This window comes from Streptomyces sp. NPDC001816 (assembly GCF_042892235.1).
Taxonomy (GTDB): domain Bacteria; phylum Actinomycetota; class Actinomycetes; order Streptomycetales; family Streptomycetaceae; genus Streptomyces.
Genome location: NZ_JBIATY010000001.1, coordinates 703819 through 726355, shown reverse-complemented (window position 1 = coordinate 726355; position 22537 = coordinate 703819). Strand labels below are relative to the sequence as shown.

Annotated in this window: 20 protein-coding genes; 14 read left to right on the top strand and 6 right to left on the bottom strand. The window is 70.2% G+C overall.

Annotation, left to right across the window (positions count from 1 at the left end; translation table 11 throughout):
- Positions 1 to 18 precede the first annotated feature (18 nt).
- The 4 genes from ACFYZZ_RS03200 to ACFYZZ_RS03185 form a co-directional block, all read right to left on the bottom strand.
- Positions 19 to 1005, bottom strand: a complete 987-nt coding sequence (locus ACFYZZ_RS03200; RefSeq protein WP_389170859.1) for a UbiA family prenyltransferase — start codon at positions 1003 to 1005, stop codon at positions 19 to 21.
- 1 nt (position 1006) lies between these two features.
- On the bottom strand, positions 1007 to 2014 hold the full coding sequence (locus tag ACFYZZ_RS03195; RefSeq protein WP_389170856.1) for a polyprenyl synthetase family protein: 1008 nt from the start codon (positions 2012 to 2014) through the stop codon (positions 1007 to 1009).
- Positions 2015 to 2028: 14 nt separating this feature from the next.
- Positions 2029 to 2817, bottom strand: coding sequence for a fumarylacetoacetate hydrolase family protein (locus tag ACFYZZ_RS03190; RefSeq protein WP_389170853.1), 789 nt, complete (start codon positions 2815 to 2817; stop codon positions 2029 to 2031).
- 121 nt (positions 2818 to 2938) lie between these two features.
- Positions 2939 to 4129, bottom strand: coding sequence for a cytochrome P450 (locus ACFYZZ_RS03185; RefSeq protein ID WP_389170850.1), 1191 nt, complete (start codon positions 4127 to 4129; stop codon positions 2939 to 2941).
- A gap of 710 nt (positions 4130 to 4839) precedes the next feature.
- Between ACFYZZ_RS03185 and ACFYZZ_RS03180 the strand changes: the two genes are divergently transcribed.
- The 13 genes from ACFYZZ_RS03180 to ACFYZZ_RS03120 all read left to right on the top strand — a co-directional run bounded on the left by ACFYZZ_RS03180 (position 4840) and on the right by ACFYZZ_RS03120 (position 17879).
- Positions 4840 to 6366, top strand: a complete 1527-nt coding sequence (locus ACFYZZ_RS03180; protein ID WP_389170846.1) for a class I adenylate-forming enzyme family protein — start codon at positions 4840 to 4842, stop codon at positions 6364 to 6366.
- Positions 6367 to 6369: 3 nt separating this feature from the next.
- Complete coding sequence (locus ACFYZZ_RS03175) at positions 6370 to 6645, top strand: acyl carrier protein (RefSeq protein ID WP_389170843.1); 276 nt, start codon at positions 6370 to 6372, stop codon at positions 6643 to 6645.
- A gap of 181 nt (positions 6646 to 6826) precedes the next feature.
- Positions 6827 to 7318: a flavin reductase family protein gene (locus ACFYZZ_RS03170; RefSeq protein WP_389170840.1), complete on the top strand. Its 492-nt coding sequence runs from the start codon at positions 6827 to 6829 to the stop codon at positions 7316 to 7318.
- A gap of 143 nt (positions 7319 to 7461) precedes the next feature.
- The gene (locus ACFYZZ_RS03165; protein ID WP_389170837.1) at positions 7462 to 8670 is read left to right on the top strand and encodes a cytochrome P450; all 1209 of its coding nucleotides are present in this window, start codon (positions 7462 to 7464) and stop codon (positions 8668 to 8670) included.
- Positions 8671 to 8697: 27 nt separating this feature from the next.
- Positions 8698 to 9549, top strand: coding sequence for an alpha/beta fold hydrolase (locus ACFYZZ_RS03160; RefSeq protein ID WP_389170834.1), 852 nt, complete (start codon positions 8698 to 8700; stop codon positions 9547 to 9549).
- A 44-nt stretch (positions 9550 to 9593) separates the two neighbouring features.
- The gene (locus ACFYZZ_RS03155; RefSeq protein ID WP_389170831.1) at positions 9594 to 10310 is read left to right on the top strand and encodes a tryptophan 2,3-dioxygenase family protein; all 717 of its coding nucleotides are present in this window, start codon (positions 9594 to 9596) and stop codon (positions 10308 to 10310) included.
- A 40-nt stretch (positions 10311 to 10350) separates the two neighbouring features.
- Entirely contained in the window at positions 10351 to 11913 is a 1563-nt protein-coding gene (locus ACFYZZ_RS03150) for a tryptophan halogenase family protein (protein WP_389170828.1), read from the top strand.
- Positions 11913 to 12206 (top strand): DUF6059 family protein, encoded by a 294-nt coding sequence (locus ACFYZZ_RS03145; protein WP_389170825.1) that lies wholly within the window; start codon positions 11913 to 11915, stop codon positions 12204 to 12206. The genes ACFYZZ_RS03150 and ACFYZZ_RS03145 overlap by 1 nt, the downstream gene beginning before the upstream one ends.
- A gap of 61 nt (positions 12207 to 12267) precedes the next feature.
- Positions 12268 to 13287 carry a 4-hydroxy-3-methylbut-2-enyl diphosphate reductase gene (gene ispH, locus ACFYZZ_RS03140; RefSeq protein ID WP_389170822.1) on the top strand — a complete coding sequence of 340 codons (1020 nt, stop codon included), beginning with the start codon at positions 12268 to 12270 and terminating at the stop codon, positions 13285 to 13287.
- A gap of 65 nt (positions 13288 to 13352) precedes the next feature.
- Positions 13353 to 15092 (top strand): 1-deoxy-D-xylulose-5-phosphate synthase, encoded by a 1740-nt coding sequence (locus ACFYZZ_RS03135; protein WP_389171983.1) that lies wholly within the window; start codon positions 13353 to 13355, stop codon positions 15090 to 15092.
- Between the two features lie 75 nt (positions 15093 to 15167).
- Positions 15168 to 16325, top strand: a complete 1158-nt coding sequence (gene ispG / locus ACFYZZ_RS03130; RefSeq protein ID WP_389170819.1) for a flavodoxin-dependent (E)-4-hydroxy-3-methylbut-2-enyl-diphosphate synthase — start codon at positions 15168 to 15170, stop codon at positions 16323 to 16325.
- Positions 16326 to 16373: 48 nt separating this feature from the next.
- The gene (gene fdxA, locus ACFYZZ_RS03125; protein WP_389170816.1) at positions 16374 to 16694 is read left to right on the top strand and encodes a ferredoxin; all 321 of its coding nucleotides are present in this window, start codon (positions 16374 to 16376) and stop codon (positions 16692 to 16694) included.
- 456 nt (positions 16695 to 17150) lie between these two features.
- Positions 17151 to 17879 carry a 4'-phosphopantetheinyl transferase family protein gene (locus ACFYZZ_RS03120; protein ID WP_389170813.1) on the top strand — a complete coding sequence of 243 codons (729 nt, stop codon included), beginning with the start codon at positions 17151 to 17153 and terminating at the stop codon, positions 17877 to 17879.
- A 2-nt stretch (positions 17880 to 17881) separates the two neighbouring features.
- On the opposite strand, the gene ACFYZZ_RS03115 is transcribed toward ACFYZZ_RS03120, so the two are convergent.
- A complete protein-coding gene (locus ACFYZZ_RS03115) occupies positions 17882 to 18655 on the bottom strand; it encodes a thioesterase II family protein (RefSeq protein WP_389170810.1) in 774 nt (257 codons plus the stop codon).
- A gap of 396 nt (positions 18656 to 19051) precedes the next feature.
- Between ACFYZZ_RS03115 and ACFYZZ_RS03110 the strand changes: the two genes are divergently transcribed.
- Positions 19052 to 19300, top strand: a complete 249-nt coding sequence (locus ACFYZZ_RS03110) for an acyl carrier protein (protein WP_389170807.1) — start codon at positions 19052 to 19054, stop codon at positions 19298 to 19300.
- 320 nt (positions 19301 to 19620) lie between these two features.
- On the opposite strand, the gene ACFYZZ_RS03105 is transcribed toward ACFYZZ_RS03110, so the two are convergent.
- On the bottom strand, positions 19621 to 22518 hold the full coding sequence (locus ACFYZZ_RS03105) for an amino acid adenylation domain-containing protein (RefSeq protein WP_389170805.1): 2898 nt from the start codon (positions 22516 to 22518) through the stop codon (positions 19621 to 19623).
- Positions 22519 to 22537: the final 19 nt, after the last annotated feature.

The window sequence follows — 22537 nt, the reverse complement described above, 5'->3', positions numbered from 1 at the left end:
CGCCAGGGTGGGGTCGGTTCAGTGGGCGGGCTGCGGCCGGTCCTCCCGCGGGAACTCGTGTCCGGAGCGCATCGTGCGCTGGACGCCGATGGTGAGGACGAGCAGCGGGCCGAGGATCCCGAGCGCCGCGGCCGGCCCGAGCCGCGGTACCAGCAGGGCGTCCGCGAGGACGAGCCGTTCGGCGACGAGCACCTCGTGCGCTCGAAGGGCCACGCGCGGGGTGACCGTGGGCTCCGGACCAAGGACCAGCCGGAAGGCGCCGCAGCCGACCGCGGCGGCAAGCAGCACCACGAGAACGTAGGCCGCACGGTCCCCCGGTACCGCCAGGACCCCGATCACCGCCGTCGCGACGGCCAGGCCGTACAGGGCGGCGGCCGTCCGCCTGGCCGTCCGCAGTCCGTGACGCACGGCGAACGTGGCGTAGCCGCCCTCGCGGTCACCGGCGACGTCGCGCAGAGTGCCGACGAGGTTCGAGGCGGCGTCGTGCGCCCAGAACACCACGACGAACGGCAGCAGTTCGGCCGGCGGGAACGGTACGGCCATCATCGTGCCGAAGGCGAAGGCCGCGCCGGTGAGGGCGCCGCGGACGACGTTGCCCCACAGGCCGCGCGCTTTGAAGAGGCCGTTGTAGGCGAGCGAGCCGCTGATGCCGACGGCCAGAAGCAGGATCGTCCGCCAGTTGCAGACCAGCGCGGCGACGCACGCCGCAGCGGCCAGGAGAGCGCCGCAGGCGAGCGCCGTCTCGGGCCGCATCCGCCCCGAGGGGATGGGCCGCTGTGGCTTGCTGATGGCGTCGAGGTCCCGGTCGAGGTAGTCGCCGAGGTAGTGGGCGGCCGTCCAGATCGCCGTGGGGACGAACCAGGCGGCGAACAGCCGCCCGTTCACGTGCGGCTCGGCGGCCAGGACCGCACCCGCGAGCCCGACCAGGCCGGGGTACCAGATCGTGTACGGCCGCCAGGTGCGCAGGTGCGCGTCGAGCGTCCGGACCAGACGGATGCCGGCCATGTCAGAAGGCGCGTCGCGACGCGTAACCGGCGATCTCGGCGAGCGTGTCGGTGCTCTCGCCCGCCGGCAACCGTGTGAGGCTGCCCGTCGCGTCGGCGATCAGTTGCGCGGCGACCTGTACGGCCGCGTCCCGGCCGCCCGTGGTCTCGACGATCGTGCGGACCACGGCGAAGCACTCGTCGGCGGGGACCTCGCCGCGGAACACCTGCTCCAGCTGCTTGCGTTCGTCGTCCCCGGCCCGCTCGTAGGCCAGCAGGATCGGCAGGGTCGGCCGGCGGTTCTGCAGGTCACTCTCCTGCGGCTTGCCGATGAGCGCCGGGGTGTCGTCGAAGGACAGAAGGTCGTCCCGGATCTGGAAGGCGGTGCCCAGCTTCACGCCGTACTCACCGAGGGCGTCGATCCAGTCCTGCCGGTCGGTGCCGAGGATCGCCCCCATCCGGCAGGCCGCCTCGAAGAGCGCCCCGGTCTTCAGCCGGGCCACCGTCAGATACTGCTCCACGGTGCAGTCCAGGTCGCCCACGAACTCGGACTCCAGCAGCTGCCCGCGGCACAGCCCCACCCCGGCCGAGGCCATCACCGAGGTCGCGGCCACGATGGCGGCGTCCGAGACACCGGTCGGCCGGGATCCGGTCAGGGTGGCGAAGGTCTCCAGGAGCAGCCCGTCGCCGGCCACGATGGCGGCGGGCACGCCGAACGCCGCCTGTACGGAGGGGCGCCCGCGGCGCATGTCGTCCTCGTCGATGATGTCGTCGTGGATCAGGGTGGCGACGTGCAGGTACTCGGTGGCGAGGGCCAGCTCGGCCAGCCCGTCCGCGGAGCCGCCGACACATCGTGCCGATTCGAGGACCAGGAGGGGGCGGAGCAGCTTCCCGGCCGGGACCAGAGCGTGCTCCGCGATCCTGCCGAGTTGGTCGAGGCGGCCGTCCCAGAGGGCGAGCAGGTCGCGCTGCAACGAGTCGGCGCCGGCCAGGAACGAGGCGAGGCCCGACCGGTCCGCTTCCCTCGTCACATTGTTGACGATCGTCATCGCTCGTACTGCCTTTCTCCCGGTATGCCGATGTTCGTGGTGAGGGTGCCGATGTCCGAGATCGCCACCTCGACCCGGCTGCCGACCGGCAGCGGGCCCGAGGCCGCGGGAGTTCCGGTGAGGATCACATCGCCGGGCAGCAGCGTCATGTGCTCGCTGACCGCGGCGATCACCTCGTGCACAGGGGTGAGGAGGTCGCGGGTGCCGGCGCGCTCCACGGTCACGCCGTCGACGGTGCAGGTGATCTCGGCGTCCGCCGGGTCGAGGTCCGTGGCGAGCCAGGGGCCGAGCGGCGTGAAGCCGTCGAAATGCTTGGCCCAGACGGGCGGGAAGCCCGCACGCCCGGAGCCCGCGGAGCCGTCCGCGGTCGGCTTCACGTATGCCGTGAGGTCGTTCGCGCAGGTGTACCCCGCCACGACCCGTGCCGCCTCCTGCGGCGGGACCCGGGTGCAGCGCATGCCGATCACGACCGCCAGCTCGGCCTCGTACTTCAGCTCCCACTCGGGTCCCGGGTGGCGCACGGTCTCCCCGGAACCGGCCAGCGAGGACGGCGGTTTGAGGACGACCGCGCAGGAGGCGGCGCCCGTGCGCCGCCGGTCACCGGCCTCCGTGTGACCGTCCGGTGCGCGGTTGAGCGCGACACAGGCGATCTTGCTCGGCTCGGCCGGTGGCAGCAGGATCACCTCGCCGAGCGGACGTGCCCGGCCGGGGCCGTCCACCCAGCGGCCGTCCGCCCGGTCGTGCACGACGGGGACGACGGTGCCGTCGTCACCGCGCTGCTCCAACCGTCCGTATCGGGGCCGACCAACCTCGGCATCCTTATCGATATATCGACAGATGAACATGTACGGGTCCTTCCTGGCCGTGTCGGTCGAGGCAGGGCCTCTCGTGGAACCGGGCGGGTCCTCACCAGGCGACGGGCAGCTCCAGAAGCCCCAAGGTGACGTGACCGCCGCGCCAGCGCAGGCTCTCGGCCGGCACCGCCAGGCGCAGGTCAGGAAGACGCTGGAGGATCGTCGAGAACACCGTCTGCAGTTCGAGCCGCGCGAGGGCGGCGCCGAGGCAGTGGTGCGCGCCGTGTCCGAACGCGAGATGCGGGTTCGGCTGCCGCGTGACGTCGAACCGCGCGCCGTCGGGGAAGACTTCCTCGTCGCGGTTGGCGGCGTTGACGGAGATCTGCACCAGCTCGCCCGCGCGCACGAGCTGCCCGGACAGCCGGACGTCCTCGGTCGCCATCTGGATCCGGTTGAGTTCGATGACCGGCTGGCGGCGGAGGATCTCCTCGACCGCCGGGCCCAGGAGGGCGGGGTCCTCCCGCAGCCTGGCCGGCTCCTCCGGATGACTGAGGAGGGTGAGCACTCCGGCACTGATCGCGGTCTGTGTCGTCTCCAGGCCGCCCGCGAGGATGACGATGGTCAGGGAGACGAGTTCCTCGAAACTCAGCCGGCCCTCCTCGTCGTGGGCGTGGACCAGGGTGGTCAGCACGTCCGCGTCCGGCCGGCCGCCCTGCTTCAGGTCCGCGCGCTTGTGCTCGGCCATGACGCCCACATACATGCCGAGTTCCCGCCAGGCCGACTGATCGAGGCCGCCGGCGCCCACCGCGGTGATCCGGTCGCACCAGCGGCTGAGCCTGTCGTGGTCGGCCGCCGGGAATCCCATCAGCTCGCAGATGACGACGGCCGGCAGCGGCGCGGCGACATGGCGCACCAGGTCGGCGGGTGGGCCTTCCCGCTCCAAGTCGTCCAGCAGACGGTCCGTCAACTCCTGGATGCGCGGGCGCATGCCGTCGATCTGCCGGACGGTGAAAGCCTTGGAGACCAGGCCGCGCAGTTCGAGGTGCGGACGGCCGTCCATGTTCACCGTGCGCATGGGGCTCCCGCCCGCGGCCGGACCGGCGGCGGGCGCCGGCAGGTCCCGGGTGAAGCCCGCGCCGGAGAGCACCGTGCGCACGTCCTCGTAGCGGGTCACCAGCCAGGCGGTCCTGCCGTCCGGGAGGCGGACCCGGGAGACGGGGTCCTCACGACGTAACCGGTCGAGGCCCGGCGGGAGTTCCCCCGCGTGGTCGGCGGCACTGGGGTAATCGGCGACGTGATCCATGGATGGAATTCCGATCTGCGCGCGTTCACGGCGGAGCGCGCACCGAAGCAGCCCACGGCATCGGACACCGCGCGGCACAGGCAGACAGGGACTATTGATGGATGCGTGTCAGAGATATGACGGAAGGCCGAAGCCGGATCAGCACCGGGCTGCCCACGGGGCAGCACTCATGACCACAGGAAACCGGAACCCGGTCTTGGAATACCAGACGCCACTTCAAATCCCCCGTATTGCGTGTTCGTCGGTCGACACCGTTGCAAGGTGGCAGAGCCGGTTGGCCAGATATCCTCGCACTGCGGTGGCGCGCTTTGTCAAGCGTAACACCCTCCCCCCTGATCACCCTCGCTTTAACGACCCAGGGTATGGGAGGTATTCGGCCATCGGGGAGGCGTAAATCTACGTCCGGCCTGTGAATCCGCTCTTCATCCGTCAGGCTTCCGGGAGCGCTTTCGGGCCGAAGGTCCGGCTGACACGCCGGGTGCGCGACCGGTCCGCCGGCCCAGGGTGGCCGATACTTTCCGGACAGGTCATGGTCCGGTGCCCGGTGGGGTCCCCTCGGCGTCCGGAAGGCCCGGGAGAGTAGCAGACGATTCCCCGGGCGGGTACCCCCGCAAAATCAGGGTTGTTGGCACCACGACCGCCCCGGCAGAGTGCTGTTGCTGATCAACGATCACGAAGACCAAGACGGGGGGCGTCCGTTCATGTCCTGGATGGCTCAGCTTCTGGAGCGAGGCCGACAGCGGCACGGCGAGCGGATCGCCATCCGCGACGGTGACCGGCACACCACCTACTCAGAGCTGGACCGGCGGACCGACAGCCTGGCCACGGCCCTGCTGGAGCTGGGCATCGAACGCGGCCACCGGGTCGCGGTGGTCTCGCACAACCGACTTGAGGTGCTGGAGACCTATTTCGCCCTGGGAAAGATCGGGGCGACCGCGGTTCCTCTCCATTACGGGGCCGTGGCCGAGGAAGTGACCGCTGCCGTCGAGCGGTTCGAGGTGTCGGCGATCATCGGGGAGGCGGGTCTGCCAGGCACCACGGCTCCCTTCCCGGGCCTTCCCGTGCTGGACTACGACAGCGAGGAGTACCGGCAGGCCGTCGCCTGCGATCCCGCGCTGCCGCCGGGTGACATACCCGACGACACCCTGATGTTCATCCTGCAGACCTCCGCCACGACCGGCCGGCCCAAGGGTGTCTGCGTCGACCACCACTCGCTGCGGTCGGTGGCCCTGGGCTACCTGGCCGACGTACAGCCGGAGCCGGACGAGGTCTTCCTGCACTGCGGGCCGCTGTTCCACGGGGCGATGGTCATCCCGCTCATCCGCCTCGCCGCCGGGGCGACCGTGGTGCTCATGCGCATGTTCAGCCCGCAGGAGTGCCTCGCCACGATCCGCCGGCACCGGGTGACCCATCTGTTCCTGGTCCCGGACATGCTCCGGTTCCTGCTGAGGGCCCGCGAGCTCTCCCCCACCGGGACGGACAGCCTGCGGGAGGTGATCTACGGGGCGGCCCCGATGCCGCGGCAGTTGCTCCTCGACGCGCATGCGGCGTTGGGCTGCGGCTTCCGCCAGCTGTACGGCCTGACGGAGGCGGGCGGCCCCGTGGCGACCCTTCCGCCCGCCGACCACGACTTCACGTCGGAGGAAGCCCGGGGCCCGGCCGCGTCCATCGGCCGGGCCACCATGGGCACGGTGTTCCGCAGCCTCGGCGACAAGGAACACCCCTCCCCCACCGGGCGGATCGGCGAACTGTGGGTGCGCAGCCCCGCCGCCATGCGCAGCTACTGGAAGGACCCCGAGGCCACCGCCGAGGCCCTGTGCGACGGCTGGGTGCGCACCGGTGATCTCGGCACGGTCGACGAGCAGGGATACATCCATCTCACCGGGCGGGTGAAGGACGTCGTCCTCCGCGGTGGCCAGAAGGTCTACCCGGCCGAGGTCGAGCGGGTGCTTCTGGCCCACCCGGCCGTGCGCGAGGCATGCGTGGTGGGAGTTCCGAGCGACGAGTGGGGCGAACTTCCCGTCGCCTACCTGGTGACGTCCGGAAAGGACACAGGGCTGCTGGACGCCCTGCGGGACCTGACGCGCCGGCACCTCGCCCGGTACAAGCGCCCGGACGAATTCCGGGTCGTTCCGGAGCTACCGCGCAATGCAGCCGGAAAGATCGACCGGCGCACGCTGCGCGCCACGGCGGCCGGGGATTCGGCCGGGACCGCCCCACCGGAACAGAAGGAATGAATGATGGGAAACGCCGAGCTGGAACACGTCATCACCCGTCTCGAAGCAATCCTGGTGGAAGTCTGGGACGAGCACCCGGGCGGCGAGCCGATCGACCGCGACGCCTCGTTCCTGAATCTCGGCGTCGACTCGCTCACGCTGGTTCACCTGCTCGACCGGATTGAAAGCGATTTCCACCCCGAGTGGGACCCGGACAATCCCCCCTCCGCATTCAGTTCACTGCTCTCGCTCGCCGGATCCATGACCACGCACAAGCCGGACGGCACCGCACGGAAATGACGTCCGGATGGTCCGGCCCGGGAATTCACGGCACGACGTACCGGGCCGCCGCCACGGCGGCCGGCGCCTGCCAGACACCAGCAGAGGATTTCTCGTGGAACCCGTTCACAGCGCTGTCGCCGGTCCCCGACCACCGAACGAGGAGCGGCGTCACGTCGGCGGAGACGACTTCCGGTCGTTGATGAGCTCGTTCCCCACCGGTGTGGCGGTCGTGACGGGCACCGGCCGGGACGGGGCACCGCGCGGCGTCACCTGTTCCTCGCTCAGCAGCGTCGCCCTCGACCCCCCGACCCTGCTCGTCTGTCTGAAGACCCGCGGCAGCACCCTGGAGCTGATCCGGACGCAGGAGTGGTTCGCGGTCAACCTGCTGCACGCGCGGGCACGTGCCACCGCGGAGGTCTTCTCCTCCCCCGTGGCGGACCGCTTCGCCCATGTCCGCTGGCGGCCGACGGGCACGGCGGGGCTGCCGTGGCTGTACGAGGACGCCCTCGCCGTCGCGGAGTGCGCCGTCACCGGGCTGTACGCCGTCGGCGACCACACGGTCGTCCTCGGCGAGGTGGAGGGCGTGGAGCTCCAGCCGGACGTGCCGTTGCTCTACGGGATGCGGCAGTTCTCGGTCTGGCCGGCCGGCCCCGCGGGCCGGACGGGATCCGACCCGGGCCGCACCCCGTAGCAGGACGTCACCGCGCCGGAACCCGACCGTGGGTGTCCGCCGCCCGACGCCGAGCACCGACCACTGACCACCGACCACCGACCACCGACCACCGACCACCGACCACCGACCAGAGTGCTGACCGACCCGAGGGGGATGCCGCGATGACCGCAACCGGGCGTGGCCCAGGACTGGCCGACCTGTCCGGCGACGCCGGGACGACCCTGGCGTGGTTCCGGCGGATGAGGGAGGAGGACCCCGTCAGCCATGACGAGCGGGCCGGCGTCTGGCATGTCTTCCGGTACGCGGACGCGGTGCAGATCCTGGCCGACCAGACCGCCTTCTCCTCCGACTTCAGCGATCTCACCCCCTCCCAGGAGGACGTCGACCTCTTCTCCCGGGGCAACCTCATCCGGAAGGACCCGCCCGACCACCGCAAGCTGCGCGCCCTCGTCGGCAAGGCGTTCACTGCGCGGGTGGTGGCCCAGCTCGAGCCCCGCATCACCGAGATCACCGGTGAGCTGCTGGACGCGGTGAAGGGCGCGGACCGGATCGAGTTGATCTCGGACCTGGCGTACCCGCTGCCGGTCATCGTCATCACCGAGCTCCTGGGCATCCCGGCGGAGGACCGCGCCACCTTCCGGCGGTGGGCCGAGGCTCTCGTGTCGCCGAACGGCGGGGGCGGCGGTCTGATCCCGAACGAGCAGCGCATCCAGTCCATGGCGGCCGTCATGCGCGAGATGAACCCGTACTGTCTGGAGCACATCCGCTCCCGCCGGGCCCGGCCGAAGCAGGATCTGATCAGCGCCCTCGCGACGGCGGAGGTGGACGGCCAGCGCCTGGCAGACGAGGAGATGGTCGGCTTCGTCAGCCTGCTGCTGCTCGCCGGCCACATCACCACGACCGTGCTGCTCGGCAACTCCGTGCTGTGCCTGAGCGAGCACCCCGAAGCCGTCGCGGCTCTGCGCGCCGACAAGAGCCTGCTCCCCGTCGCGATCGAGGAGGCGCTCCGCTACCGCGCACCGCTGGCCCCGATGACCCGGCGGACCACCCGGGAGGTCGAGATCGGCGGACGCGCCGTTCCGGCGGGCGAGATCATCGTCACCTGGCTGTCCTCGGCCAACCGGGACGAACGGGCGTTCCCTGACCCGGACCGCTTCGACTTCCGTCGCAACCCCAACCCCCACCTGAGCTTCGGGCACGGGATCCACTTCTGTCTGGGGGCTCCGCTGGCTCGGCTGGAGACCCGGATCGCCCTGGAGCTGATGCTCGACCGCTGGAGCGCGTTCTCGGCAGGTCCGGACGTCGAGTTCCACGACGCACGGGGCATCTTCGGCCCCAAGTACCTCCCACTCCACCTGCGCTGGGCCTGAGAACCAGAGAGAAAGGATGCACCGGACATGGCGACGACTGCCGGCCCGACCGAACACACGCTGGACGTACCAGGTGCGCGTCTCCACTACGAGACCAGCGGAACGGGCCCCCTGCTCGTGCTGGTCGGCGCGCCCATGGGCAGCAGGGGGTTCGCGACCATCACCCCGCTCCTCGCCGAGCACTTCACCGTCGTCACGTACGACCCCCGCGGCATCCTGCGCAGCACCGCCGAGGACCCGGACGCGGAGGTGACACTCGACCTGCTGGCGGACGACGTCCACCACCTGCTCGCGGCGCTGGGCAGCGAGCCGGCGTACGTCTTCGGCAACAGCGGCGGAGCCTCCGTCGCGCTCTCGCTGCTCACCCGGTACCCCGAGCAGGTTCGCGCCCTGGTCGCCCACGAGGCGCCGCTGATCGAACTGCTGCCGGAAAGCGAACAGTTGCACGCCGCGCTGGAGAAGGTGTGCGCCGCCTATGTCGGCGAGGGCCGCAACGAGGGGCTGAAGATGTACGCCGCGCTGACCGGCGTCGAGCGTTTCTCCCGGCCCCCCGGCGGCGGGCGGCACGAGGTGACCGACCTGGAGTCGTTCACCCCGCCGGACGACGTACGGGCCATCCTGGACCGGTTCTTCCTGCACATCCTCCGCCCCACCGCCTTCTACCGCCCCGACCTGCCGGCATTGCGGGCCGCGTCCGGCCGCATCGTGGTGGCGGGCGGCACCGCCTCCGAAGGACAGCTCTCCCACCGCTCCGCCGCTGCCCTCGCCGGGGAACTCGGCACCACACTCGTGGACTTCCCCGGTGACCACACCGGCTTCCAGGGCGAGCCCGAGCCGTTCACCCGCCTCCTTCACCAGGTGCTCACCGGGGCGGCCTGAGCCGAAGCAGTGTCATCGACCGAGTACTGCAGCTGGAGTGACTCATGACCGACTTGACCTACTCGGAGTACCTGCAGGTGGACACCCTGCTCTCGCTCCAGCAGCCGCGTTCGTCGGGCACGGCCGACCGCGCGGTGGTACTGGCCGAGCACTTCTTCATCGTCGCGCACCAGTCCTGCGAGCTGTGGCTCAAGCAGCTGGCCGCCGATCTCGAGGCCGTGGTGGACACGCTCGCGTCCGGGTCCGGTGCGGCGGGCCTCGAACTGAGCGTGGAGCTGCTGCGGCGGGCGGGCGACCTGCTCCGGGTGCTGCACGAGCAGGTCCTGGTGCTGGAACGCCTGCCGCTGCGGCACTTCGTCGAGTTCCGTCCCCTTCTCGGTACCGCGAGCGGGGCCCAGTCCGAGCAGTTCGGCGTGCTTGCCCGGCTGATCGGCAATGACCGGCGCGATGGCGCGCTCTACGAGGCCTTCGTGGCCGCCGTGGCACGCTCCGGCCTCTCGGTGGCGCATGTGTGCCGACTGGGACCCGAGGCCGGCGGACTGCACCGGGTCGCCGAGGCACTGCTCGACGTCGGTGACGGACTGCTGCGGTGGAAGGTCGCCCATCTCGGCCTGATGTCGCGGATGGTGGGCGGGGAGCAGGGCACGGGCGGCAGCAGCGGGATCGACTACCTACTCCGCCGGATCACCCTGCCCTTCCCCGAACTCCGGTACCACCGCGGTGAGTTGCACCCGTCCGAGCTCGCCCGAAGCGCGGGCTGAGGCTCCCCCGTCGTCCACGGAAAACCAAGGTGAGGACCAAATGATCTCCAGTGTGGTAATCGTCGGTGGCGGTACCGCGGGATGGATGACTGCCAGCTATCTCAAGGCCGCCCTCGGCGAACAGATCGACGTGACACTCGTCGAGTCGAAGAAGGTCTCGACGATCGGCGTGGGCGAGGCCACGTTCAGCACGGTCCGGCACTTCTTCCGGTTTCTCGGGCTGGCCGAGCACGAGTGGATGCCGGAGTGCCACGCCTCGTACAAGCTCGCCATCCGATTCGAGAACTGGCGGGAGAAGGGGCACTACTTCTACCACCCGTTCGAACGGCCACGGGGCGTGCAGGGCTACTCGCTCGCCGACTGGTGGCTGCAGCTGCGCCCGAGTGACCGGTACGACCGCGACGCCTCCGTGCTGGCCGCGCTGTGCGACGCCAAGTGCTCACCCAAGTACCTGGACGGGACCCTCTTCGAGACGGACCTCCTGACCGGCGAGGGGGATCTCCACCGAGCGACGCCGCCCGCCCAGGCCACCCAGTTCCCCTACGCCTACCATTTCGATGCCACCCTGCTGGCCCGGTACCTCACCGGGTACGCGACCAAGCGCGGGGTCCGGCACGTCCTGGACGACGTCCTCGACGTACGCCTCGACGACGACGGCTCCATCAAGAACGTCCTCACCAAGGAGCACGGGGAGCTCGTCGGCGATCTGTTCGTCGACTGCACCGGATTCCGCGGTCTGCTGCTCAACCAGGCACTGGGCGTGCCGTTCCTCTCGTACCAGGACAGCCTGCCCAACGACAGTGCGGTGGCCCTGCGGGTGCCGGTGGACGTGGCGGCGCGGGGCATGCGCCCGTGCACCACGGCCACCGCCCAGGACGCCGGCTGGATCTGGACGATCCCGCTGCTCGACCGGCTGGGCACCGGCTACGTCTACGCCAGCGACTACTGCTCGCCGGAGGAGGCCGAGCGGACCCTGCGGGAGTTCGTCGGCCCGGCGTCCGGGGACCTGCCGGCCAACCACATCCGGATGAGGATCGGGCGCAGTGCCCAGTCCTGGGTGAAGAACTGTGTGGCGATCGGCCTCTCCAGCGGATTCGTCGAGCCGCTGGAGTCGACCGGCATCTTCTTCATCCAGAACGGCATCGAGCAGCTGGTCCGGCACCTCCCCGGCGGGCGGGACGACGAGCCGCTCCGCGAGGCGTACAACCGGCAGGTCGGACGTGTCATGGACGGTGTCCGCGAGTTTCTCGTCCTGCACTACTACGCCGCCGCGCGCAACGACAACCAGTACTGGCGGGACGCCAAGAGCCGGCAGCTGCCCGACGGCCTCGCGGAGCGCATCGAGCAGTGGCGCACCAAGCTGCCCGACGAGGACTCGGTCTACCCCTACTTCCACGGCTTCGAGCCCTACTCGTACACCGCCATGCTCCTCGGGCTCGGCGGACTGCCGACCCGGTCGCTGCCGGTGCTCGGGAAGCTCGACGACACCGAGGTGGTCAAGGAGTTCGACCGAGTGCGCCGGCAGGCGGACATCCTGGTCGACCGGCTGCCCAGCCAGTACGCCTATCTGGCGCACGCCGCTGCGGACCGGACCTCGCCCTGATGGGGGGTCGTAGAGGCCGCTGGGCGGCGAGATTCTGGAGCTGGCTGCAGCAGCCGGGGCTGGTGGCCTTAGGCATGTTCTACGGCCTGACCCCGCCGTTCGAGTGGTTCATGGAGGGGGAGCCCTGCCCACCGCAGCGCTCCCCCCGCTCCGGCCACGCCCCCGGACTGGGACATCCGGAGCGCCTCGTCCCCCACCTGCCGCCCTCACCGGCGGAACAGGCTCTGTGGAGCGAGCTCACCTCCGACGGTCCGGGAGCCCCGCGATCCGGCCACGCCGACCGGCTGCCCTGACCGCCCCGTCGGCCCCCGGTGCCCGCCGGCGTACCCGTTGCCTTTGGAGAGAACGGACCTGATGATGAGTCATCCCCACGCGACAGCACCTCCCGGAGCCCCTACCGGCAAACGGGTTGCGCTCGCCCAGCCGAGAGGTTTCTGCGCGGGCGTGCGCCGCGCCATCGGCATCGTTGAACGGACCCTCGACCTGTATGGCGCGCCGGTCTACGTGCGCAAGGAGATCGTCCACAACCACTACATCGTCTCAGAACTCCAGAAGCGGGGCGCGCGCTTCGTCGACAGCGAGGACGAGGTACCCGAGGGCGCCGTCTGCGTGTTCTCGGCGCACGGGGTCTCGCCCGCCGTCCGGGCCCGGGCCGACCGGCGGCACCTGCAGGTGGTCGACGCCACCTGCCCGCTCGTCGCCAAGGTGCACCAGGAGGCACTGCGCTTCGCCCGCGACGGCCGGATCATCCTGCTGGTCGGCCATGCGGGCCACGAGGAAGTCGAAGGGGTCCTGGGCGAGGCTCCCGAGCGCACCATCGTGGTCGAGACGGCCGAGGACGTGAGTCGGCTCGACCTGGCCGACGACACGCCGGCGGCCTACCTCACCCAGACCACCCTGTCGTTCGACGAGACCACACGCGTCGTCGAGGCGCTGCACCGGCGGTTCACGGACATCGTCGGCCCGCACGACGACGACATCTGCTACGCCAGCCGCAACCGGCAGAACGCGATCAAGGAGCTGGCCGGTCACAACGACCTGGTTCTGGTCGTCGGCTCCCGCAACTCCAGCAACTCGCTGCGCATGGTGGAGGTGGCCCGGGGGCACGGGTGCGCCGCGCACCTGGTCCCGGACGTCACGCACCTGGACGAGCGGTGGCTGGAGGGGGTGTCGAGGATCGGGATCAGCTCGGGGGCCAGCGCCCCGGAAATCCTGGTCGGCGAGCTGGTCGACCGGCTGGCCGCGCTCGGCTACGGCGATGTGGAGGTCCAGCAGGGCGCCCTGGAGGACGTCGTCTTCGCCATGCCGGGGCGGCTGGCCGATCCGGTCACCGGCCGGGTACCGCGCACTCTGCTGGCCGACGAGGTGCGCTGATGTCGACCATCGCACATGCCCACACGGCAGGCTCCCAGCCCGCGGCGGAGACGGAGGGACACGCCGTGCCGCTGCTGGAGGAGCTCGGCGGACCGGCCGGCCTGCGTGCCCTGCCCCTCGATGAGGCGCGTCAACTGGCCGCGGCAACAAGGCGGTTCATGGTGGAGACGGTCACCCGGACCGGTGGGCACCTTGGCCCCAACCTCGGGGTCGTCGAGCTCTCGATCGCGCTGCACCGGGTGTTCGACTCCCCGAACGACCGGATCCTCTGGGACACCGGGCACCAGACCTACGTCCACAAGATCCTCACCGGCCGCGCCGGAGACTTCGCCACCCTCCGGCAGGCGGGCGGCCTCTCCGGCTACCCGTCCCGACGGGAGTCCGAGCACGACGTCATCGAGAACTCGCACGCCTCGACCGCGCTGTCCTGGGCGGACGGGCTGGCCCGGGCCCATCGCCTGCGCGGCGTCACGGACCGCGTCGTGGCGGTGATCGGCGACGGCGCGCTGACCGGCGGTATGGCCTGGGAGGCCCTCAACAACATCGCTGCGGCACCGGACCGGCCGGTGATCGTCGTACTCAACGACAACGCCCGGTCCTACGCGCCCACCGTCGGTGCGCTGGCCGGCCATCTCGCGGCCCTGCGCGGCCCCGAGGCGCCGCAGGCCCTGTTCGAGCGACTCGGGCTGGCCTATCTGGGGCCGGTCGACGGACACGACATCGCCGCGCTCGAGGAGGCACTGCGCCGGGCGGCCGCCCTCGGCCGGCCCGTAGTCGTCCACTGCGCCACCGAGAAGGGCCGCGGCCACGCCCCGGCCGAGCGGGACGAGGTGGACCGGTTCCACGCCGTCCGTGCCCGGCCCGCGCCCGGCACCGGCGGGGACCGCTCGCCCTCGTGGACGTCGGTCTTCGGCGAGACGCTGGCCGAACTCGGTGCGACCCGGCCGGACATCGTGGCGATCACTGCGGCGATGCTCGACCCGACCGGGCTGAGTGAGTTCGCCCGGCGGTACCCGGACCGGACCATCGACGTGGGCATCGCTGAGCAGCATGCGGTGACCGCGGCGGCGGGCCTGGCCCTCGGCGGCCTGCATCCGGTGGTGGCGCTGTACGCGACCTTCCTCAACCGGGCCTTCGACCAGCTCCTGCTCGACACCGCCCTGCACCGGGCCGGGGTGACCTTCGTCCTGGACCGCGCGGGCGTGACCGGCGACGACGGCCCGTCCCACCATGGGATGTGGGACCTGTCACTGCTCCAGCTCGTTCCCGGTCTGCGGGTGGCCGCGCCGCGTGACGCCGCCACCCTGCGGCGAGCCCTGCGGGAAGCGGTCTCCGTGCAGGACGGGCCCACCGCCGTGCGCTTCCCCAAGGGCGCCACCGGTGCCGCCATCCCAGCGGCCGAGAGCACCGGCGGCGTGGACATCCTGCGGCGCGGCACGCGAGCGGACGTCCTCCTCGTCGCCGTGGGCGCCATGGCCGGCGCATGCCTGGAGGCCGCCGACCGGCTGGCCGGACACGGCTTCGGGGTCACCGTCGTCGACCCCCGCTGGGTCAAGCCCGTCCCGCCCGCCGTGGTCGAGCTCGGGCTGCGCCACAGGCTGGTCGCCACCGTGGAGGACAGCGGCCGGGTCGGTGGCGCCGGGCAGGCGATCGCCCAGGTGCTGGCCGACGCGGGAGCGGCGAGGCCCGTCCGCACCTTCGGCCTGCCGCAGGAGTTCCTGGAACACGGCTCGCGGGCCGAGATCCTGGCGCGGTGCGGACTGTCCGGGCAGGGCATCGCCGGCGCCCTGACCGAGCTTCTGTGACCTGGGAAGCCGCGCGGCTGAGCGCCGTTTCCGATCGTTCGAGAACAGTTCGAGAACAGTGAGGAGCAAGGTGTCATGCCGATAGGGCTAGGGATACCGACCGTCCCGCTCAAGCCGCTGGCCCAGCGCCGGTTCTCCCGCCAGATCATGGTCGGCAACGTGCCGGTCGGTGGCGACGCGCCCGTCTCCGTGCAGTCCATGACCACCACGGTGACCTCGGACATCGGCGCCACCCTCCGGCAGATCGCCCAGCTGACTGCCTCCGGCTGCCAGATCGTCCGGGTCGCCGTCCCCTCGCAGGACGACGCCGACGCGCTGGCGGTCATCGCGAAGAAGTCGCAGATCCCGGTCATCGCGGACATCCACTTCCAGCCCCGGTACGTCTTCGCGGCGATCGACGCCGGCTGCGCCGCCGTCCGCGTCAACCCCGGCAACATCAAGCAGTTCGACGACAAGGTCAAGGAGATCGCCAAGGCTGCCAAGGACGCCGGTGTGCCCATCCGGATCGGCGTCAACGCCGGCTCGCTCGACAGGCGCCTGCTGGAGAAGTACGGCAAGGCCACCCCCGAGGCGCTGGTCGAGTCCGCGCTCTGGGAGTGCTCGCTGTTCGAGGAGCACGACTTCCGCGACATCAAGATCTCCGTCAAGCACAACGACCCGGTCGTGATGATCAATGCCTACCGCCGGCTGGCCGCCGCCTGCGACTACCCGCTGCACCTCGGCGTCACCGAGGCCGGCCCGGCCTTCCAGGGCACCATCAAGTCGGCCGTCGCCTTCGGCGCCCTGCTCGCGGAAGGCATCGGCGACACCATCCGCGTCTCCCTCTCCGCCCCGCCGGCCGAGGAGATCAAGGTCGGCACCCAGATCCTGGAGTCGCTCGGCCTACGCCAACGCGGGCTGGAGATCGTCTCCTGCCCGTCCTGCGGCCGCGCCCAGGTCGACGTCTACAAGCTGGCCGAAGAGGTCACTGCCGGCCTGGAGGGCATGGAGGTCCCGCTGCGCGTCGCCGTCATGGGTTGCGTCGTCAACGGTCCGGGCGAGGCCCGCGAGGCCGACCTCGGCGTCGCCTCCGGCAACGGCAAGGGCCAGATCTTCGTCAAGGGCGAGGTCATCAGGACCGTCCCCGAGTCCAAGATCGTCGAGACCCTGATCGAGGAGGCCTTCAAGATCGCCGAACAGATGCAGGCCGACGGCGTCGAACCCGGCGCCCCGAGCGTGTCCGCCGCCGGCTGACCGGCCGTTCCAGTAGCCCTGTGCACAGTGAGGAAACGAGCACCCACCATGACGTACGTCATTGCTCATCCCTGCGTCGACGTGAAGGACAAGGCCTGCGTCGAAGAATGCCCCGTGGACTGCATCTACGAGGGCCGGCGGTCCATGTACATCCACCCGGAGGAGTGCGTCGACTGCGGCGCCTGTGAGCCGGTCTGCCCGGTGGAGGCCATCTACTACGAGGACGACACCCCGGCTGAGTGGAAGGAGTACCAAACGGCGAATGCCGAGTTCTTCGACGAGCTCGGCTCACCCGGCGGCGCGGCCGACCAGGGACTGATCGAGCGCGACCACCCCTTCATCGCGGGACAGCCCCTCCGGGCGGCCTGATGCCCGGAAGGGGCCCTCGGTACTGCCGTGATCCGGACCATTCACGGGCCACAGCCTCGTCAACGGCGACCACAACCGCCGTTCTTGCCGGCCAACGGCGGGCCTGACCAGCGACGCAGCACACCTGAGACGCCATCAGAAATCGCCATGCACTCCACATGATGCGTCGTCGGAAAGATGTCGGCCTGAGCAAGTCACGGAAAAGACCAGGTCAGAGCAGCTTTCTCGGCTCGCCGCGCAGCGTGAGTGCGCCCAGAGCGTCAAACGAGCGTCACGGTCGACAGCCCGTCCCGCCCACTCGGGCCAGACCGAGCTGCCACGACCAGTTGCCCCGGGGCTCCGTCCCGCTCACTCCAGAGGCCGGCGGGATGCTGGCTGCCGTCCACGGCTCGGGTGGCTGATCCCCTCGTGCAGGTTGGCAGGTTCCGTACCGGGGCTCCACTGAACATAACCGCCATGGAGACGGCAGCGACTTTCCGCGGTGACGCCAGAGCTCAGGACCGGGGCGAAGTGCGGGTATGGGCACTGCCTGCTCCGACGGTGGCCTCGTCCACCACGCTGGACCTGACCGCGCTGGACGAGCGGGAGCGGCAGCGCATGAACGCCTTCGTCCAGGACAGGGACCGCGTCCTCTACGGCTTCGCACACGCCGCGCTCCGCACGATCCTGTCCGCACTGACCGGCGAGGCGCCCGCCGCACTCCGCTTCGTCCGGGCCGCCTGCCCGTGCTGCGACGAGCCGCACGGACGGCCCGTCCTCACTTCTGCACGGCTGGAGTTCTCGCTGTCCCACAGTCGGGATCTGGTGCTGATCGGCGTCGCGCCGACCCCGATCGGCGTCGACACGGAGCCCGTGCCGAAGCTCGGGACTGCGGAGCAGCTCGCGAGGGTGCTCCATCCGGCAGAACGCGAGGAGGTGGCGGCTGCGCTTCCGGAGCACCGGGCGGCGGTCTTCGCCCGTCTGTGGGTGCACAAGGAGGCCTACCTCAAGGGCCTGGGGACCGTCCTCGGCCGTAGCCCTGCGGCGGACGACATCCGCGGCGACGTCGCGGGGTGGCACCTCTCCGACCTCTCGGTGGGACCCGGCCAGGCGGCCGCCGTCGCGGTCGGCTCCCCGGCGCCGTACGAGATCCGTCTGCATCGGGCCCTTCCGGTGACGCGGCCCCCCATGTTTTCCGTCCGGTGAGTTCAGGCGTGCGTCTTCACCATTCGGAGGATGGACTCGGTGGCCTGGTCCACGCATGAGGTCAGGTAGAAATGGCCGCCGGGGAAGATTTCGGACGTGAAACCGCCGGTGGTGAACTGTGCCCAGGCCAAGGCGTCGTCGACCGGTACGACGGGATCGCAGTCACCGGCCATCGCCATGATCGGGCAGGCAAGAGGCTGCGTCACCGGTTCCAGCTCCGTGTACGCGGCCAGGGCCGCGTAGTCCGCACGCACGGTGGGCAGGAACATCCGCATCAGTTCCTCGTTCCCCAGCAGATCTCCCGCGGTGCCGCCCAGCCGCTGCAGCTCCGCCAGTACCCCGGCGTCGTCGCGCAGGTGGATGGAGCGGGGACGCAGTCGGGACGGTGCGCGGCACGCGGAGACGATCAGAGCGGTCGGCCCGGCGAGCGGCCCGCGCTCCAGGCGCCGGGCAACCTCGAAGGCGACCACGGCACCCAGACTGTGTCCGAACAGCACCAGCGGACCGGACCGGCCTTCCTCCCGGTCACCCAGCGCCGCGACCACCCCGTCTGCCAGTTCGCTGATCGAACGGGCCGGCGGTTCGGCGAACCTGTCGTGGCGGCCCGGGTACTGGACGGCAATTGTCTCGACCATGGGCGAGAGCTGCCGGAAGAACGGGAGGTAGAAGTTGGCCGCACCACCTGCATGCGGGAAGCACAGGAGGCTGACCGCCCCGGGGCGGGCCTCGCGGTAGCGGCGGAGCCACACGTCGGCCCGCACGGCCTGCGCGCTCATCGCCGCCTGCCCTTTCGTTCGCCTGAAGAACAGCATTCTCCATCCGGCCGCATCCCCGCCCTGACAACACAACCAGACATTACGTCCCTCACCTCATGAAAAAGTTCGATTCACAGGGGAGTCACCCTTGACGGCACCCCATAGAAGGTAACGCAGGTCCCCCGTCAGACCGCCCCTCATTGAGACGGCTCGGGGGAGGCGTTCAAGTTGCTGACCTGGATGTGGATGTGCACTAGGTTTCAACCACACGTCTCGCCAGCGAGACAAGCCCCATGCGAGCCCAAAAATCGCTGCTTGCGTTCAGTGAAGCACCGACCGGCTGGACGGTGGCGCACATCGAGGACACTCGCGAGAACTGTCTTGGCTGATGTGTCCACGCACTGGAGCTGCAACCCCATGGACGCGTTGGTGGTCGACAGCATGCGGACCCTTATGGGCAACACAAATATCAGCATCGACGCCAACTTCATGGATGTCGGCGGCAATTCCATCATCGTCGTCCGCCTCAGGCATATTTTGAGCGAAGAACTCGCAATATCTCGCGCCGCCCGAATATTCTTCAATAATCCAGCACTCAGTCCTTGTCGACTGCCGACAAATCGCCCCTCACGGGGCGGCACGGAATGTGACCGTTGGGCTAACTGATGTGAGGATCACGCTGCCGACGCGCAAGGGCCCGATTCCCCTGTCGATTCATACCTGTTGGTGCACGCGCCCATGCTGGGACCGAAGGAAAGGCACCCCGGGAAGCCAAACGCTGGCCTTGCCGACACAGAGGCACCGTCATGGCGAGTCGCAGTCCCGAACATCCGACGTACGGATTCACGGTCGGGGCTGCCATCGACGCTGTCCCTGCCGCGCACCATCCGAGCCGATCCGTCGCACCCAGCACGCGGGGCGAACCAGGCACGACAGGCTGCACAGCACGTCGTCAAGTGAGCACCGGTCCCGTCCCTGCGACGAGGTCAGCTCCGCGCGCCACCAGTGGCAGCCGGGGCGTCGGAAGCGAGAGTGATCCGCCCCCTGGCCAGCTGGATGAACTGTCGTGCGAAGGAGTTCTGGTAGAACTCCCGCACGGCGATCTTCGGTACACCGAGCTCCTTGACCTCGGCCAGTACGCGGACGACCAGCAGCGAGTTGCCGCCCAGCGCGAAGAAGTTGTCCTCAGGGCCCACCTGCGTACCCAGGTGCCGGCTCCAGATGTCCAGCAAGTCGTGCTCCAGCCGGTCGGCGGACCCGGTCTCGACGGGATCCGGGGACTCCGCCACGGCCGGCCGAGCGGCAGTCGGTGCGGGGAGCTGTGCGACGTCGACCTTCCCGTTGATCGTCAAGGGGATGGCATCGAGCTCTGTGACCGTCGCCGGGACCATGTAGTCGGGCAGAAGCTGCCTGGCATGCTCCGCAACCATGGCCACTGTCGCGTCCTTCTTGAGCACTACGTAGGCATCCAGCCGGTCGACTGCTCGATCGCCACTCTCATCGTGGTGGACGACGACGGTCGCCCCGGAGACCGACGGTGCTCCGAGCAGAACGTTGCGGATCTCGTCCAGCTCGATCCGGTACCCGCGGATCTTCACCTGGCTGTCGATCCTGCCCAGGTGTTCCAGGGACCCGTCGGGCCTCATGCGGCCCTTGTCGCCACTGCGGTAGATCCGCTCACCGGTCACCGGGTCGATGACGAAACGTCGCGCCGTGAGCTCCGGCTGACCCTGGTAGTGACGGGCGACTCCAGCCCCGCCGACCCAGATCTCGCCCGCCGCTCCCACCGGCAGAACCTCTCCTCGCGGTCCACGTACGGACACCGACCAGCCGGGGAGCGCCGGGCCCACCGACCGGCTCCCCTGCAGAGCCGCCTGAGGCGTCACGGTCTGCGCCGTCACGTGCACGGTGGTCTCCGTGATCCCGAACATGTTGACCAGACGGCACTCCGCCTGCGGGTGGCGGGCGAACCAGGGCAGCAGCTCACGGGCGTCCAGCGGCTCGCCGCCGAAGATCACCAGGCGCACCGCGAGCTCGGCGGGCGATTCCCGGTCCTGTGCGATGAGGGGCAGGAAGGCGGAGGGCGTCTGGTTGAGCACGGTGACGCGTCGTTCGGCGAGCAGTGCGTGGAACTCCCCCGTGTCCCGCGTGATCCAGAAGGGCACCACCACGAGTTGCCCGCCGGTCAGCAGACAGCCCCAGATCTCCCAGACGGAGAAGTCGAACGCGCTGGAGTGGAACATCGTCCAGACGTCGTCCGCGCCGAGCCCGAAGTCCTCGGCCGTGCCCTCGACCAGGGCCAGCACGTTGCGGTGCGGGACGACGACGCCCTTGGGCCGCCCCGTCGATCCGGACGTGTAGATGATGTAGGCGGGGTCGTTCTCGTCGCAGGGTGTGGTCCGGCCGCGGGAGACGCTCCGCTCGCCGAGCCGGAGCAGCTCCTCGGGGGGCACGGACCGAACACCCTCGACGACCGGGAACACGTCGGCCGCGGCGACAACGACGCGCACCCCGGCGCTGCCGACCGTGTAACGCAGGCGCTCGTGCGGATACTTGACGTCCATGGGTACGTAGGCGCAGCCGGACTTGAGTATCGCGAGCAAGGTGACGACGAGGGTCGCGTCGCGCTCCAGGCACACGCCGACCATGCTCCCCGGCACCGCCCCCGAGAAGCGCAGCCCCTCGGCCATGAGTTCGGCCTGCTCATCGAGCTGGCGATAGGTCAGAGTGCGGGTGCCGTCCGTGACGGCGATCGCGTCCGGACGGCGGCGTACCAGGTCCTCGAAGCGCCCATGGACGGTCGAACCGGCCGTCGGGGTCGCGGCGACCGGAGGAGTCGCTCCCCGCCGGACGATGTCCGCGGCGTGTTCGGCAGACATCAGGGGGGTGGCCGACAGCGGCAGTTCTTCCCCGGACTCGCCCAGATCCGCCAACCACTGTGCGACATAGGCCACTTGCTCGGCGAAAGCGCGCGCGATCCGCGGATCGATCACGCCCTCGTCGTACCAGCAGGTGCCGCTCCAGGACCGGTCCGGGCGCTGCTCGGCCTGGATCGTGAGGGGGAAGACGGGTGCGAGGCAGGGGTAGTACTGCCGCGCGTCCTCCCACTCGCCGAAGACCATGCCCACAGGAATCGCGAGGCCACCCCCGAGTTCTGTCACCGGTTCGCCGGCCGGCTCCGGTGTCTCGGGCACACCGGCGAGGAAACCGGCGACGGACATGGTCTCGTCGGACTTGAGGACATGCGTGGACAGCGCGTGCGGTCCTGTCGCGTCGGGGTCGAGCAGGGCGATCCGCGGTGTCTCCTCGGCGTCGTACCGGGCCAGGACGATGGCGGTCGCGGCGGTCAACAGCTTCTGGTCCAACGGGTTTTCGCAGGCCGTCGTGGAGAATCGGGCCGCGCCGACGAAACCGCGGCGCGCGAGGTCACCGAGACCCCACTCCGGCCCCGCGAGCGGGGCGGCCCCCGCCCCGCTCGTTTCAGGCGCGGTGCCATGCCGGCCTGCCCGGGGCAGGGAACCGCCGGTGAGGAACCCGGCCAAGTCGCTCAGTGCCGCCCGGGACAGGGCGTCACGGGCGGCGACCAGCACCAGATCGGCGACGTCGTCCGTATGCCGCACGAGCGTGATGCGCAGCCGCGGACCGGAGGTGGCGCGCAGCGGCCGGCGGGCTTCCTGTTCCGCGTACTGCTGCGCCGCCGGTGCCGTCGAGCGCTCCCGGGTGCGCCGTTCCCACAACACGCCTTCGGCGAGTTCGCCGACCTGTTCCAACCGTCGCCGAAGCTCACTGCTACTGGGGGACTGCGGGCACCTGACCGTCAGGCTGTGGCACATGGCGGCCTGCTCGTGACACTGGAACGGCACGGACCAGTGGGCTGTCGCCATGGGGGGAACTCCTGTCGGT